General features: G+C 41.0%; 12 protein-coding genes. 6 read left to right on the top strand and 6 right to left on the bottom strand.

Going from position 1 to position 16,010, the window contains the following annotated elements; genetic code table 11:
• Positions 1–43 precede the first annotated feature (43 nt).
• The 4 genes from IPO83_03125 to IPO83_03140 all read right to left on the bottom strand — a co-directional run bounded on the left by IPO83_03125 (position 44) and on the right by IPO83_03140 (position 7,822).
• A complete protein-coding gene (locus tag IPO83_03125) occupies positions 44–4,354 on the bottom strand; it encodes a PKD domain-containing protein (GenBank protein ID MBK9730273.1) in 4,311 nt (1,436 codons plus the stop codon).
• Positions 4,355–4,468: 114 nt separating this feature from the next.
• Positions 4,469–5,527: a glycoside hydrolase gene (locus tag IPO83_03130; protein MBK9730274.1), complete on the bottom strand. Its 1,059-nt coding sequence runs from the start codon at positions 5,525–5,527 to the stop codon at positions 4,469–4,471.
• A gap of 173 nt (positions 5,528–5,700) precedes the next feature.
• Positions 5,701–6,894, bottom strand: coding sequence for a chromate transporter (locus IPO83_03135; GenBank protein MBK9730275.1), 1,194 nt, complete (start codon positions 6,892–6,894; stop codon positions 5,701–5,703).
• Positions 6,895–6,958: 64 nt separating this feature from the next.
• Entirely contained in the window at positions 6,959–7,822 is an 864-nt protein-coding gene (locus IPO83_03140; protein ID MBK9730276.1) for a chromate resistance protein, read from the bottom strand.
• 175 nt (positions 7,823–7,997) lie between these two features.
• Here IPO83_03140 and ade point away from each other — a divergent pair, with 175 nt between their 5' ends.
• The 6 genes from ade to IPO83_03170 all read left to right on the top strand — a co-directional run bounded on the left by ade (position 7,998) and on the right by IPO83_03170 (position 12,676).
• Entirely contained in the window at positions 7,998–9,665 is a 1,668-nt protein-coding gene (gene ade / locus IPO83_03145; GenBank protein MBK9730277.1) for an adenine deaminase, read from the top strand.
• Positions 9,666–9,887: 222 nt separating this feature from the next.
• Positions 9,888–10,544 carry a hypothetical protein gene (locus IPO83_03150; GenBank protein ID MBK9730278.1) on the top strand — a complete coding sequence of 219 codons (657 nt, stop codon included), beginning with the start codon at positions 9,888–9,890 and terminating at the stop codon, positions 10,542–10,544.
• 177 nt (positions 10,545–10,721) lie between these two features.
• Positions 10,722–11,111 (top strand): 30S ribosomal protein S6, encoded by a 390-nt coding sequence (gene rpsF / locus IPO83_03155; protein MBK9730279.1) that lies wholly within the window; start codon positions 10,722–10,724, stop codon positions 11,109–11,111.
• Between the two features lie 10 nt (positions 11,112–11,121).
• Positions 11,122–11,391: a 30S ribosomal protein S18 gene (locus IPO83_03160; protein MBK9730280.1), complete on the top strand. Its 270-nt coding sequence runs from the start codon at positions 11,122–11,124 to the stop codon at positions 11,389–11,391.
• A 7-nt stretch (positions 11,392–11,398) separates the two neighbouring features.
• Positions 11,399–11,845 (top strand): 50S ribosomal protein L9, encoded by a 447-nt coding sequence (rplI, locus tag IPO83_03165; GenBank protein MBK9730281.1) that lies wholly within the window; start codon positions 11,399–11,401, stop codon positions 11,843–11,845.
• Between the two features lie 243 nt (positions 11,846–12,088).
• Positions 12,089–12,676, top strand: coding sequence for an HD domain-containing protein (locus IPO83_03170; GenBank protein ID MBK9730282.1), 588 nt, complete (start codon positions 12,089–12,091; stop codon positions 12,674–12,676).
• Here IPO83_03170 and IPO83_03175 read toward each other — a convergent pair.
• Together IPO83_03175 and IPO83_03180 are read right to left on the bottom strand one after the other, a co-directional pair.
• A complete protein-coding gene (locus IPO83_03175) occupies positions 12,673–13,125 on the bottom strand; it encodes a cyclic nucleotide-binding domain-containing protein (GenBank protein ID MBK9730283.1) in 453 nt (150 codons plus the stop codon). The genes IPO83_03170 and IPO83_03175 overlap by 4 nt on opposite strands.
• 9 nt (positions 13,126–13,134) lie before the next feature.
• Positions 13,135–15,954, bottom strand: coding sequence for a HEAT repeat domain-containing protein (locus IPO83_03180; protein MBK9730284.1), 2,820 nt, complete (start codon positions 15,952–15,954; stop codon positions 13,135–13,137).
• Positions 15,955–16,010 lie beyond the last annotated feature (56 nt).

Here is a 16,010-nt window from a genome sequence, read left to right on the forward strand (position 1 = left end):
TGGTTAGCATCATTTTTAATTCCTGATTCTTAATTCTCAATTCTTAATTTATCAAAGTAACATTTCCCTGTTTCTCAATCACTTCATCATTACCACATGTTGCTTTCAAAGTATACAAGTAAACTCCCGGAGGCATCAGTTGATTTTTATACGTTCCGTCCCAACCCTCATTAATGTCATTCGATTCAAAAATTATTTTTCCCCAACGGTCGAAGATGCGAAAGTAATTTACAGTTATAATTCCCGTGCTTCGTACAAACAACACATCATTGTGTCCATTGTTATCTGGTGTAAAGGCATTCGGAATAAAAATCTCCGCTGCATCGCAACCTACCGTTAAAGTAATATCGTCGCTTGCAATGCAGCCAATTGAGTCAGTTACAGAAACAGTGTAAGTGGTAGTAACCAATGGTGTTGCAACCGGATTAATACAATTGCTGCAATTCAGACTTTCCGACGGCAACCATAAATAGTCACCTGCAGAAGCTGACACATTTAATTGATAGGGAGTTCCCGCCGTGATAGTTACATCATTCCCTGCATTAATTATTGGAGTGGATACCAACACCATCACTTGCAAGGTGTCCATATCACAAATTCCATCTGAGATTACCACCGTGAAAGCAGTTGTTTCCGAAGGAGTTGCTATTGGCGATGCGGAAATCGGATCATTTAATTCTGAAGCAGGGAACCAACTGTAATATGTGCCTCCGCCCGCAAATAAATGTACTGAACTGCCAACGCAAATGGATGTGTCGTTACTTACGGAAGTCATAAGTGGTGGCACCACTTCAAGGTGAATAGTATCCTTTGAACTGCAATTGTTTTGATCGGTTACTGTTACCTGATAGGTAATACTCGTGTTCACAATTACCGAAGGATTATTGATAACATCTGAAGAAAGACCTGTTGCAGGCGTCCAGAAATAGGCATCACCACCTGTCGCATTCAGATGAACAGTATCTCCTGCGCAAACTGTCTGATCATCACCTGCATTTGCAACAGGCAATGGATATACTGTAATAATTACAGTATCGTATCCGGAACATGCACCACCATCATTTACAGCTACAATATAAGCGGTTGTATTTGTTGGCTTCGCAACAGGGTTTGAAATAAACGCATTGCTTAAACTTAAAGCAGGTTGCCATGAATAAGTTATTCCGCCACTGGCCTGTAACAGGATGCTGTCGCCGGCACATATTGCAGTATCAACTCCGGCATCTGCAACGGGTGCATTCAGCAAATTGATGGTGACTGAATCCGAATTTTTACATCCATTGCCATCTGTTCCGGTTACAAAATAAGCGGTTGCAACAGTTGGTGATGCCCATGGATTTGAAATATCCGGATCACTCAATGATGCAGAAGGATTCCAAATATAAATTAGCGCACCACTTGCCAGCAACTGCAATGAATCACCCGGACAAACTGCAGAATCTATTCCAGCATCTACCACCGGCAGTTCATTCACAAAAATTTTGACGGTATCTGAAAATGTGCAATCCGACCCGGCACTTACAGTAACAGTATAAGTTGTTGTATTGATCGGATATGCAACAGGGTCAGCAACAGTATCATTACTTAATCCTTCTGAAGGTGACCATGAAAAATAAAGTCCGCCGCTGGCATGAAGTGTTACACTGTCACCTTTGCAAATAGCCGTATCATTTCCTGCGTCAACCTGGCTTGAAGTCAACACAAATACATGAATAGAATCAGTGTTGGAACATGCAGCGGCATTGCTTCCGGTTACGATAAAAATTGTATTCGTATCCGGAAAAGCCAAAGGATTATAAATGCTGTCGTCACTCAAAAAAATCCCTGGCGTCCATTGATAACTGATTCCTCCATTAGCAGACAATTGTAAGGTATCACCAGCACAAATAGAAGTATCATTGCCGGCATCAATTACTGGCAATGATAATACATTGATCAATACGCTATCAATAGCAGAACACCCATTGGTGTCGGTTCCGGCAACTGTGTAGTAAGTTGAAGTTTCAGGAAATGCAAATGGGTCTGCCACTTCGCTATTGCTCAAATTAATGGAAGGTTGCCAGGTGTAGTTTGTAGCGCCTGATGCAGCTAGCTGAACGGAATCTCCATTGCACAATGATTGATCGTTGCCTGCATTTACTGCAGGTAATGCATTGACGGTAATTAATACAGAATCTAATCCCGGACATGAACTTCCTGAGTTTACAGTTACAGTGTACATAGTAGTAACTTCCGGGAAAGCGTATGGATTGGAAATATTGGTAGCACTCAATCCTTCGGAAGGCGACCATGCATAAGCTGCACCGCCGGTTGCGGTTAACGGAATAGTGTCGCCTTTACAAATAGTGTCATTCATTCCTGCATCAACATTTGCTATGCTGAAAACGGTAATCAATACTGAGTCCTTGTTACTGCATCCATTACTATCAACCACCATTACTTCATATTGAGTGGCGACAAGAGGAAATGCTACAGGATTGCTGATGGCCGAATCAGTTAACGAAGCTGCCGGTGACCAGGAATAATTCAATCCGCCGGTTGCCTGTAATTCAATTGAATCACCCGAACAAATCACTGTATCATTTCCTGCAGACACTGCAGGTAATTCAAACACTGTTATTTTCAGGGAATCAAAGGCCTTACAATTATTTGTGTCTGTTACTTGATAATAAACCTGGTGCAAGCCTGCTCCGGCAAGCGATGGATCAAAAAGATTATTATTAATACCGTTGCCGGACAAAATTCCTCCTTCAGGAAAGAGTTCGAATGAGATTGCAGTACTGTTCAGACACAATAGCGAATCAGTGGTTGAAATGGTGATTGGCATTGGAGCAACAATAAAAAATAATGCAGTGTCATCTGCTGTGCAACCTGTTTCATTGGTGAATGAATAAACAATTGAGTAAGGACCTCCTGCCGATAGCATCGCAGGATGAAGGAAATTATTCATCACGCCATCACCTGAAAAAAGTCCGCCTGAAGGAAGTGCATTCAATTCAACACTGTCTCCATTGGAACAATACTGAGCATTAATTCCGAAAATACTTACAACAGGAAAAGGCGAAACCTGAACAGTAACTGAATCACTTGCCGAACAACCTGATTCATCTTTGACGGTTACAATATAGGTTGTGTTACTGTCAGGTGTTGCGAGAGGTTGAGCAATCGTATCATTATCCAGCGTATTGGCAGGAGACCACTGAAATGAAATTCCACCGGATCCATTTAACAAAACAGAAGTCCCCTCACAAATTGCAGTATCATTTCCTGCACTCGCTTGAGGAAGTGCAAGTACTGTAACCTTTACTGTGTCTTGTGCTGAGCATCCGTTTTCATCAGTGCCTGTTACAAAAAAATCCTGTGTGTTCAAAGGGAAAGCAAATGGATTGGGAACAAGGGCGTTGCTCAACAGTGATTCAGGTTGCCATTCATAAACAAGAGCACCGGAGGCTTCAAGCTGAACCGAATCAAAAGCACACATTGACTGATCACTTCCTGCATTTACTAAGGGCAAGCCATATACATGAATATATTTTTGCCATACATTGGTGCAGCCAGTTTCAGTGGAAATGGTAAGGCGTACATTATAATCGCCGGCTTGCGAAAAAACATGAGCAGGATACTGTACGTTGGAAGTGTTATTCCCACTGGCGGGATCATCAAAATTCCAAAACCAACTTACTATCGCATCCTGTGATGTTGAGAGATCAATAAAAAAAGTTGAATCATTTACGCAGGCTGAATTCATTAGTGCATAATAAGCTTGAGGCTGGATTACCAGAATGCTATCTGTTGCGACTGATAAGCAACCGGCAATAGAAGTAACAGAAAGAGAAATATTAAATAAACCCGGCGTATGATAATAGTGGGTCGGATTCTTTATTAAAGAAGTATCAGCTGCACCGGATACAGGATCACCAAAGTTCCATTGCCATGCAACTATGGAATCGGCAGGCACGCTGAGGTCAGTAAAATGAACCATTGCAGAATCACAAATAACAGTTGGAGAAAAATTAAACGCAGCAATCGGTGTACAATTAATTATTACTTGTTGCGTGTCTGCGGCTATTTGTCCTGTAGTGTCTGTGACAGATAATATAACTTCAAAACTTCCGCATTCCTGGTAAGTATGGAAAGGATTTGTCGAAGTATCTGTAGCTGTGTTGTCTCCAAACTGCCAGTCAAAGTTCAGGGCACCTTCACCTGATGATAGATTAGAAAATGAAAAGGTTGCAGGAGTACAAGTGGAAGACGGTGCGTTGATTAAAAATGAAGCAACAGGTTGGGCTGCTGCAAAAAAGGTGCAGCACAAACAAAGCATGCCCAGACTCATCTTTATCGTAATATCTTTCATCTAGTAACCCGTAGCGCGAGGTGCAAAGAAAGCGAAAAGAGAGGACATGAATCGGGCGAAAGAAATTTGCGCAACAATGAATAAAGTTGCAATTACATGTATTATCTGAATAAATTATTGGTGCTTGCTATACCATTGTTGAATCACTTTTATTGCAGGTTTTTCTTGAGGCGTAAAATCAAGATTCACAGGTATATCAGCATCAGTATGTGCATCAAACCATTTCCAGAAAAAACCGCCTGCCATCCACGGCTCCTGCCAGAATTTTTCAAACAGCGCTTCATATCCGTTTTGTTGTGCCTGCAGGTTCATGATGCCGTCGGTATAAGATTCCCAGGGTCGTTGCGCAGCATAATCAATACTTCGGTAACCATATTCCGTAAAAAGAATCTGTTTTCCTGTTTTCGTTGCTAAGGATTTCATTTTTTGAAAATGTGGATCCCATTTATTCAATAACTCCTCAACAGGCGGTGTGCTAGAATCGGAAAGTGGAAAATAAGCGTTTACACCAATCGCATCTACCTTATTCCAGTATGGAAAATCCTCGTAACAATCCCAGTTTTCTGCATAGGTAAGTTGGCCGCTGTAACGTTTTCTTGCAGCATCTATCAGTAACGACCAGTAGGAGCTTCTTGCCCTCACAAAATAATTGAGTTCAGTGCCCAGGCAAAAATATTCTGCATGTAATGAATCTGCCACCTCCAACAATTGAAAAAGATAACTCGAATAGCTCTCTTCAAACTGTTTCCATTCGGCCTCACTTTTAAAAGTAAGTTCACCGGTAAATTTTCCATGGCTCACCCACAATTGTGGCTTCACCATCACCCGCATGCCATGAGCATGTGCCATGCGAATGCACGAAGCAATTCCTTCGGGCCTTTCACCCCACCATTGAAATCCTGTATTGTAATAAACTTTTGGCTTTCCTTCCTCCACAAAAGCAAACGGGAGCAGGCATACATAATTAACATGCAGAGAGTCGAGCCGGTTGAATTCTGATTCATCCATTGGGCTGGATGAACCGACAATGCTTGCTCCGTTAATTTTATTGCCGGGAGCAAACGGAGTCATGAGTGATGCTTCCTTTTTACTCGCCGGAGCTGACAAATTAGCCGGGCTGGAAAAAAGGTAGAGTAAAATAAACAGCAGTTGTGGAAAACAAAAGCCCATCATTATTCAAAAAAACATGTTTTTAAAAATGCATGCTAAATTAACAATGAAACTACAAAGGAAACTCAGCATTAGCTGTTGCTGCAAAAAAACAGTTGTTTAAAATTATCTATAAAACATCCCTCATTCGTTTCACGTTTGCAAACTGTGCTACTGGTTGTGCTGTGATAAAAAAATTAAAGCAGAAATAATTTCAATCCCAATCCAAGCATAGCAGCAATTAAAATTAAAATGGGTTCGGTGAGTTTTTTAACTTTTAGCAATGCGAAAACAGTAATAATCGCAATCAATACAGATGGAATATCAATCACGACTGAATGATTCTGTGTAAACGTATTGACGGCAATAATGATCACTGCACCAGCCAATGCGCCAATAACCGCAGCTGTAATGCCATCTACAAATGCTTTGATAGAAGTGTTCTTAGAGATCTTTTTAAAATAAGGTGCAGGAATAACTGTAAGTAAATAGCAGGGAAGAAATGTTGCCAGGGCAGCCACACCTGCACCGACAAACCCGGAAGCGAGATATCCAATAAATCCAACGGTAATCACTACAGGCCCGGGCGTGATCATGGCAACAGCCACAGCATCGAGAAATTCTTTTTCATTCAGCCAGTGAAATTCATTCACTACGCCACCATGTAAAAACGGAACAATGGCCAATCCGCTGCCGAACACAAATGCACCGGCTTTTGTAAAAAACAAAGCAATGTCAAGAAGTCGTTCGCGGTGATCTAAAAAAATAAAGGCGGGTGCAGAAAGAAAAAATACCCAGGACGTCAGGTTACGTTTCAAGAAATCCGGAGGTGCTTTGATCAGCATATAAAGCAGTCCCGCTGCAATAAACAGACTCACCGGTTCAGATTGTGAGATGACCGTAAATATTCCGGCAAAGAAATAAAAGAACCATAGCAACCAGTTTTTTTGCATGGCTGCTGCATTAAGTTTACTGATTGATTTGATGGTGAGTTTGTAAGCGCTCAAACAAATAATACCAATCACACAGGCTCCCACACCGTAAAAAACAGCCTGCATCCATGGTAATCCTCCATATATTTTATACGCGATACCGATAGCAAGCACCATCAGGAAGGAAGGTAATACGAATGCAATACCAACGAGCGTGGCTCCCCATATTCCATAATCAACAAAGCCAAGATAGATTCCAAGTTGTGCCGCCAGTGGACCAGGTGAAAGTTGTGCCAGTGCCATGCCTTCCTTATACTCCTCTTCTGTGATCCACTTTTTTTCTTCTACCAGATCGCGGTGCATATAACCCACTAATGCAACGGGACCGCCAAATCCCATGTAACCGAGTTTTAGAAAATAGAGGACGATAGATTGTAAAGTGTATGATTTTTTTTCCATGAGAATTATTTGCAAATAAATGATGCAATGCTATCAAATGCTCAATCAATAGAATAGGATGGAATTAACTTTTTGTATTTGCTTTACTTTTTGAGACCTTTTTTCTGAAAGCCGAAGGGTTGGTTCCAGTATGCTTTTTAAAGATTCTTGTAAAATGACTCTGGTCAGAAAATCCGGTGAGGTAAGCAATTTGTGTAAGGCTGTATTGTTGAGTTTCCAATAATTGAATGGCTTTGTCAATGCGCAATTTGCGGATATAATCGCCAAATGACAGGTTGTCGAAATATTTTGAAAATTCCCTGCTGAGATAGGCCGGATGCACATCTAAAGTTCTGGAAAGCTCTTTCAAGCTTAAACTTAAATCAGTATCAATTTTATCCTGGATAATTTCTTTCAACTCACGCGCCCATGCAGGAATCTTTTTTTGAGAGCCTGGCTTCTGATGCATGAATTTATTTATTACCTCCAACAACAGATTTTCATCAGGCTGCCATGAATGCTTTTCTTTCTGTAAATATTTTGCCCAGTTGTACAAAGCATCATAAAGCAGCATTCCTTTTTCAAGAAGGTCATGATCATTTTTAAAAGTGTGGGCAAGTCCTGCTGAAATCGCCCACAAGCCCGCACTCTGAGGTGCAAGGTCAAACCGGTCAGTGTCAGCGCCGCGAATGATAACGGCCATTGCGTGTACAGCCGGATCTTTTATCTTGTATTTCTTTACAAAATAATCAAACGTACAATAAGCGCCATAATGCGTGAACTCCACATCCGGAATATCAAAAGGAATGGAATTCAGTTTTTTTGCTTTGAGTTTTACTTCTTTAAACGGGACATAGATAAACTCAGCATTCTTATCAATGAAGTTTCTGATCAGCCACGGACATGCTATTCGGTCAATCTTCGGTTTTTCACGCGTAATCCATTTCATCATTAGCAAGTTTGAACAAATATAATCTCCATAGTTTACAGAGAGAAAAGTCAACGTGAAATTAACTTCCTGATAAGTTATAATGATTAAAGTGGAATTTTGTATTTAGCAGGGGTGATATTTATGGAATGGTGTTAAACCGCTTTGTTAACACAGTAAAAGGAAATGTACGAATATGAAAATCAGAGGCAACATAGCAGATCTGTATGCAGAAAAAATTTTCCCGGGAGAAGTTACTGTTCTGAATGGTTTCATTCAGGAAATTAATCCGCTGTATGAATTGCAATTTGACAATTATATTCTGCCTGGATTTGTGGATGCACATGTTCATATAGAAAGTTCCATGTTGATTCCATCAGAGTTTGCACGGTTGGCTGTAATTCATGGCACAGTGGCTACCGTTTCCGATCCGCATGAAATTGCCAATGTGATGGGAACAGCAGGCGTGGAGTATATGCTTGAAAATGGAAGCAAGGTGCCGTTTCATTTCAATTTCGGAGCGCCGTCTTGTGTGCCGGCTACGATGTTTGAAACAGCAGGAGCAATAATGGATTCGACAGAAATTGAAAAATTGCTCGAAATAAATGAGATCAGGTATCTCTCTGAAATGATGAATTATCCCGGCGCTATTGCAGGTGATGAGGAAGTGCTCAAAAAAATTTCGGCAGCTAAAAAAAAAGGTAAGCCGGTTGACGGACACGCTCCGGGTTTAACCGGTGATGCAGTGTTGAAATATATTGCGAGAGGAATCAGCACAGATCACGAATGCTTCACTTACCAGGAAGGCCTGTTCAAAATTCAACACGGCATGAAGGTGCTGATCAGGGAAGGAAGCGCCGCTAAAAATTTCGATGCATTGATACCATTGCTGAATGATTATCCGGAAATGATCATGTTCTGTTCTGATGATAAGCATCCCAACGACCTGATGCGTGGGCATATCAATCAACTCGTGATTCGTGCATTGTCTCATAAAATTGATTTCTGGAAAGTATTTCGCGCCGCAACCTCTAATCCGGTCAATCATTACCAATTGAAAAGTGGCTTGCTTCGCGAAGGCGATTCAGCGGATTTTATTGTTGTAAATAACCTGAATGAACTGAAGGTGCTTCAAACCTATATCAAAGGAATTCTAGTGGCTGAAAATGGAAAAAGCCTGATTGAAAAAGTAACAACAACAACCATCAATAATTTTAATTGCAATAAAAAACAACCGGATGATTTTAAAATTTTCTACGGGGAAGAATTTCCACCAGTACCAGGACTCTCAAGTCGTGAACCATCCATAAAAGTAATCGAAGCATCCGACGGCCAGCTTATCACGCAAACCTTCCTTCATCCACTTTCCAAACTTATCAATTCAGCAAATGAACTAATGCCGGATGTCGCCAACGATATTCTTAAATTTTCTGTTGTCAATCGTTATGCAAATGCAAAGCCTTCAGTCGCATTTATAAAAAACATAGGATTACAAAGCGGTGCCATCGCATCCTGTGTAGGCCACGACAGTCATAACATATTGGCAGCAGGTGTTTCGGATGAGATGATTTGTAAGGCTGTAAATGCGATCATTGATTCGAAAGGAGGATTAGCAGTTGTTTCAGAAAAGGAAACCTTCATATTGCCGCTTCCCGTTGCGGGAATTATGACCAATGCAGATGCATTTGAAGTGGCGGCAGCGTATGAAAATATGGATGCCGAGGCAAAGAAACTTGGTTCCCGGCTGTCGGCACCATTTATGACTTTATCGTTCATGGCATTATTGGTAATACCGCAATTAAAGTTGAGCGATAAAGGATTATTTGATGGAAGTAAGTTCGGATTTACTTCACTCTTTGATTAGAAGCCATCTCAAAATTGATGCGTCCTGCTGAATTTATTTTCCAAAGGATCCTTCGGAAAACAAGTTCGGAATGACACTGCTCTTTTGCCTTTTTTAGATGGCGTCTGGTAATTCCACACTGGTATTTTGATTTTTAAGAGAAAAATATTCAGCGCTTTCCAACGAGGAACTGATTTAACTGTACGAAGTATTCCGGAAACTTTTTATGTACTTTGCTTTTTTATGAAAACCTTTTTGAATCAGAATTTATTTAACAGCGGAAAATTCTTCCTGAATTGTTTATCAGCAGTATTGTTGCTGATCTTCCCGCTTCAGGCTGTTGGTCAATACCAGGAAAAAGCAATTGTGTTTGAAATTTTCCGCGGCCAGGATAAAATAGGAACGGTTGTGGCCATCAGTATAGCCGATGGTGCAAAACAAATGTACCGGATTGAAACCCATGTTGATGTGCGTGTGGTTTTCTCATTTAAGGCAGATATTGTAGTCCGCAATACTTTTATGAATAATGTATTGACAGACGCTTATGCGAAACGGGTTTTAAATGGAACAGTGAAAGTGAATAACTCCATTTTAAAACAGGACGTCCGCTATCAAATGGTGAATAAGGACCGTGATACCACTTTTTACAAAGGGACGATCAATTATTGTGTGTCTCAGCTCTATTTCGAAGAGCCGGTTAACAAGGCAACCGCTTTTTCGGAGGCTTTCCTGCAGCAGGTACCTTTATCGAAAAGCAACAAAGGCACTTATGAATTAAAACTGCCGGATGGGAATGTAAATCACTACACTTATATAAATGGTGAATGCACTGAAGTGGCCATTGAAACCCAATTAAGTAATGTGCGCCTGGTGAGAGTTATCGCGCCGGGCAAAGGCTAACGCTTCCTGCATGCCATAATGATCGTGATGTTTTCCACAGTGTTTTAAATAAAGCGGATATACTGCTATAATGCGCATCAGAACCGCCTTGTTGGCAAAATTTGTGGTTCCCTTTGTTTTTCCAATGTCATTGTCTATCTTTGCCGTCCCGAATTTTAAAATCATTTAGCATACACAATGCCTAATAACTATGAAACGGTAGTCATTTTCTCACCTCTTCTTTCAGAAGAAGATGTGAAGAGGGAGATTGCTAAGATTACCAAAACGGTAACTGATGCCGGCGCAACCATTGTCGAAGAACGTAACTGGGGTCTTCGTCAGCTGGCATATCCAATCCAGGGTAAGTCCAATGGTATTTACTATATCATGGAATTTGCCGGCCCTTCTACGCTTATCAGTAAGCTGGAAGTGGAATACAAACGGGATGAGAATATCATCCGTTTCCTCACCGTGAAACTGGACAAATACGGCATGGACTACAATGACCGCCGTCGTAAAGGTTTAGTTGGAAAAAAGAAGGACCCAAAAGATGAAAAAGAACTCAACAGCGTTTCAGCCCAAGCCTAAACGCAGAACGATGGGTGGCGGAAACAAGGAGATTAAATATCTCACCGCTCCTAAAATCGTTAAACGGCAAAAGAAATATTGCCGTTTCAAGAAAAACGGAATCAAATACATAGACTACAAAGAGACGGAGTTTCTATTGAAGTTTGTAAACGAGCAGGGTAAGTTATTGCCACGCAGATTAAGTGGTAATTCACTTAAATACCAACGCAAGATGGCTGAAGCCGTAAAGCGCGCCCGCCAATTGGCTTTGATGCCTTATGTAACTGATCTTTTAAAGTAACCGAATTATGGAACTCATCTTATTACAAGACGTAGATAAATTGGGCAGGGAGAATGAACTGGTAAAGGTTCGCCCCGGCTTTGCACGTAATTTTCTTATTCCCCAAAGACTGGCTGTAGTGGCTGACGAAGGGCAAAAGAAAATGTTGGAAGAGCGTATGAAGCAGGAGACCAGGCGTGAAGAAAAGTTGCTCAAACAGATCAACAGTGTGGTGGAAGTATTAAAGAATACAAAGTACATGATTGGCGCCAAAACAGGTACCAGTGGTAAGATATTCGGCAGTGTAACTACCATTCAATTGTCACATGCCATTAAGAAACAATCCAATCTTCCGGTTGATCGTAAAAAAATCACATTACCTGACGATATAAGCACGCTCGGAGAATACAAGGCAAACATCAATCTTCATAAAGATGTGAATGTGGAGGTAGCATTTGAGGTGATATCCGAATAGTAGCGCAGTTACAGGTTAATAGCATTCAGAATCCCTTTCATTCAACCGAAAGGGATTTTTTATTTAAGGAATATGGACGAGAATGATAATGCCGCTCCATGCTTAATCATTCAGAAAGGATGCCGGACGGGATTTTTCAAACGAAAAATACTGCGTGAACTGAAAATTCAGCGCTAATAAAAAAATCAGCAAGAAATATCTGAAAGTGATGAATTTAAATACTTTTGTTATCAGTTATCCTGTTTGATCGACCTGAAAAAAATAGAAACATTCATTATTGAGAAGTTGCGCCGCGGACTCGATCCGCGTCTGACTTATCATGGCGTTCATCATACAATTGATGTAACAAATGAAGCATTGCGCATTGCTTCAGAAGAAAAAATATCGGATACGGAAGATTTATTATTGTTGCACATCGCGGCATTATTTCATGATACAGGATTTCTCTATATCTACCGTGATCATGAAGAACGAAGTTGTAAAATAGCACTTGAATTTCTGCCGGCTTTTGGATTGAATACTGAGCAACTTAAAAAAATTTGCAGCCTGATCATGGCTACAAAACTTCCGCAGCGTCCGAAAAATATTCTGGAAGAAATTATCTGTGATGCAGATCTTGATTATCTCGGTCGCCATGATTTTTATACCACCGGTAAAAGTTTGTACCTCGAATGGCGGGCCTACCGTTTTGTAAGGGATGAAGATGACTTTCACCAGAAACAGATTCAGTTTCTCGAAACCCATCATTACTTTACCAAGTCTTCAAATAGTCTCCGGGAAGATGTTAAAGCCCTGCATCTTGCAGAAATCCGGAAGTCGGTTGGAGCTTAATTTATGGCGGTGGAGAGTTTTGCTTTTAATGCGGCATTAAGCTCATTCTGTTCTCTCAGCCTTTTACAAAGTATTTTCAAAACACCCTTTACCACTTCCACACGATTCGACATTAACTCATAGAAGGGTTCCTGATCAAGTTTTAATAAAAAAGAATTATTTAACGTAGTAGCTGAAGCTGAACGTGATTCAGTATCGAGCAACGATAACTCACCAAAAAATTCTCCTTCCTTCAATATAGCAAGCGTATGTTCATTGCTGTGTATCCTTACTTCGCCCTTGTAAATAATGTAAAGGCAATTGCCCGTTTCACCCTTTTTGAATAATGTGGTTTCCGGATCGGGCTGCAACTCTTCCAGTATAGATGCCACCTCCACCAATAACGGCTCCGGCGTTTCTTCGAAAATACTTAGCGATTTTAGTATAAGAACTTTTTCAATTAACAGCATAACACATGGTTATTTAGCCAGCACAAAATTTCTCGTCTCTTCTACAAGGTAATCGCCATTGGTTTCAAAGGTAGAAAGGTAGGAAACACTTTCAGCATGATTAATCTGATTCATTACATAGATAGCCGCGGCATTCGTCCAGGAACTTAACAGCACGGGAGAGTTAGCGATGATCTTTTTTATTAACGACAATATTTCACCTGCGTTAACCGATGTTGATTCAACTGCCTCTTGTTGCAGATGTAAATACTCAATGACCGGAATGAACTTGCTGCCGATTTTTTTAGTGACACCGAGGTCAATAATTTCAATGGCGTTCGCAAAGGTTTCTTTTCTTCCCGAACGGAGGTGTTCAAATGCTCTCAGTAATTTTGCCCTGTCAAAAATAAAGGAGAGCAGGTGAAAAATATTGGACTCACAGGTTTTAAGTTCCGTAATAAGGGCGTTGCAAAGCAGTTCAAACTCAGCACCTTTTCCTAATACACTCAGGTAACTGATAATACCACCGGCCGCATCAAGCTCAGTATAAATTAATTTTTGAATGTTCCCGGTCATATGCGGAGGCGCAGCATAACTCATTTCTTTCATCGCCGTAATCACCATCGTTTTCACTCTGGTGTCCGTAAGTAAAATGGATTCCAGAAACGTCCCTGCTTTTACTCCGGGGATGCGTTCTGCAATTTTAATATAGCGCTGTACAGATTTTAAACTCGTCTGAAGCAAATGTTCCGGTGAAGGAAAAAAACGGAACACTTCATCACCGCAGGAAACCAATGCTCCTATAGCTGTGCTCGTAGTGGCAGGATCTTCCAGTTTTTCAAAAATAAGAGGTATCAGCCTGTTGCTCTTAATTTCACCGGCTGCTTCAATCGCTCTTTTTTGAACAGCCGGCGACGGATCATTGAGCAATTTGGAGAGTGAATTATAAAAATTTTTGTCGGCGGCCTTGCCAATAGTCGCGGCGGCCAGTATGCGAAACTGTTCCTCTTTATGATTCATCCAGCCCATGAGCTTGGTGCCTGCTACAATAATTGAATTAATGTCACCACTGGTGAAAAGGGCAATCATCGCTTGTTGTTGCAATTGAATGTTTGGATGATCCAGGTAGTTGAGCAGGAAGTCGGTTTGATCTTCATGCAGCCCTGACAATGTAATCAGGCATTCGATCCGCAAGTCATCAGACACCTCCTCATTCAACAAAGATTGCACAATAGGTATAACGGAAACGATCCTGCTCTCGCAGGCTTTTTTTAGCGCAAACTTTTTTACGGCCTCTTCTTCATGATGCAGCAATACACTTACAATTTCATTCAGGGCCGACTTGTCAAGTTTTTCCAGTGTATCGGCTGCATAAATCACTTCCAGCGGCCGTTTGCTTTTCATTTTTTCAAACAACAGTTGCTTGACAGCAGAATCATTAGACAGCAAAAAATTTCCACGGAAGAAACCTGTCTTCAGAGATTCAATTAGCGTATTAATATACTGGCGATCGAGAAGGTACACCACTACTATCCATGCTGCACACATCAGCAGCAGCAGATAACAGGTGGTAGTGATGTTTAGCGAACCACTTAGTTGAATGCTTGTGAAGATAAATGCGCCGGCCGCCAGGAGTCCAAGTGGAGCCAGAATACCTTTTGATATCAGGTGTCCCTTCAACCGGAGCAAGGGAGTCAAAGGTTGAAAAAGAACAAGTAGCAGTGGGTCCTGCAACACTGATTTCAATACTTCTGTAATTACCACCATGCTGCCGAAAGCATACAGGTAAAAGGTTACATTTCCTTCCAGGCGTTTGCTCACTAAAACGAAAATGGTAAACCCTATCAACAACACCGGCAGAATGAGCAATGATTTTTTGATGCCCAGTTGCCGTTCAATCCTGCTCGTAAGCGTGATCTTTGCAAGAATCGCAAACACTCTTCCGGCAGCTAAAAACTGACCCAGAAAAGTCAGCAATGCCACATCATCATGAAATTGCAGTTTCACATCGCTTAAAAAGGTAAAATCGATTACGTTGAGAGAAGCCACCACAATAAAGGACAGAATGGAGATAAGCAGAATGAGATTGTTTCCGAAAAAACTTTTAACGACTTCAATGGGGCCGGGAGTTTTAACGGCATGAATCGTCTCTTTGTGAACAACATGATGCGCAATCTTTTTGAAATCCACCTTTTTGGTACGAATAATCCATAGCATAAAAAGATAAGAAATGATAAAACATAACACGGATATAAAAAGGAAATTGCTGATTCCCAACGTACCTGCAAACGCGGAAATGGAGAGGTAACCTAACAGTTTAGCAGGTGTATCACCTGCACTCAGAATGCTGAACGTCCGTTTACTTTCACGCACATCAAAAACCTGCGAAGCAAGGCCCCAGAAAGAATTACTGCATAACAAATAAATTACCTGGTACCAGATCAGTAAAACAACCGGTGCATACCGGTATTCCACCGAATAAATCAGGATGCGGATGATCAAAATTGAAACGGCAGATGTAATGAGAATGTACAGGATCAACCGCTGAATCGGCAGCTTGTGTTCAAGTTTTGCATATACATAATTTACCACCAGCAATATAAGGCCGGATATCATGTATACCTTAGGAAGCTCATCTACATTGAATTCGGCAAGAAATAACGCATTGGATAAAGTTAACAGCATCGCAATACCTATACTCTGGAACAACTGCAAAAAAACAGGTTGCGTACCAGCCAGGCTTCCGATGGTTTGATATTCAGTAATCTTAAAAGAGCAGTGTTCATTCAGCAAAAAAAACTGGAAGTAAAGATGCGCAACAAAATCTATTTTACCTATAAAGGATCGCATCCTGTGAGTATACCAATTCCTTAATTCATGATTTAAAATGCCGCCTTGATTTTTCT

Source organism: Chitinophagaceae bacterium (assembly GCA_016717285.1).
In the GTDB taxonomy this organism is placed as follows: Bacteria; Bacteroidota; Bacteroidia; order Chitinophagales; family UBA10324; genus JACCZZ01.

What these genes read in the sequence shown, in the direction of transcription:
- ade (MBK9730277.1), top strand. Translation starts at nt 7,998, where the DNA reads ATGAAAATCAGAGGCAACATAGCAGATCTGTATGCAGAAAAAATTTTC.
- IPO83_03150 (MBK9730278.1), top strand. Translation starts at nt 9,888, where the DNA reads ATGAAAACCTTTTTGAATCAGAATTTATTTAACAGCGGAAAATTCTTC.
- IPO83_03125 (MBK9730273.1), bottom strand. Translation starts at nt 4,354, where the DNA reads ATGAAAGATATTACGATAAAGATGAGTCTGGGCATGCTTTGTTTGTGC.
- IPO83_03160 (MBK9730280.1), top strand. Translation starts at nt 11,122, where the DNA reads ATGGGTGGCGGAAACAAGGAGATTAAATATCTCACCGCTCCTAAAATC.
- rpsF (MBK9730279.1), top strand. Translation starts at nt 10,722, where the DNA reads ATGCCTAATAACTATGAAACGGTAGTCATTTTCTCACCTCTTCTTTCA.
- IPO83_03130 (MBK9730274.1), bottom strand. Translation starts at nt 5,527, where the DNA reads ATGATGGGCTTTTGTTTTCCACAACTGCTGTTTATTTTACTCTACCTT.
- IPO83_03180 (MBK9730284.1), bottom strand. Translation starts at nt 15,954, where the DNA reads ATGCGATCCTTTATAGGTAAAATAGATTTTGTTGCGCATCTTTACTTC.
- IPO83_03175 (MBK9730283.1), bottom strand. Translation starts at nt 13,125, where the DNA reads ATGCTGTTAATTGAAAAAGTTCTTATACTAAAATCGCTAAGTATTTTC.
- IPO83_03135 (MBK9730275.1), bottom strand. Translation starts at nt 6,894, where the DNA reads ATGGAAAAAAAATCATACACTTTACAATCTATCGTCCTCTATTTTCTA.
- IPO83_03140 (MBK9730276.1), bottom strand. Translation starts at nt 7,822, where the DNA reads ATGAAATGGATTACGCGTGAAAAACCGAAGATTGACCGAATAGCATGT.
- rplI (MBK9730281.1), top strand. Translation starts at nt 11,399, where the DNA reads ATGGAACTCATCTTATTACAAGACGTAGATAAATTGGGCAGGGAGAAT.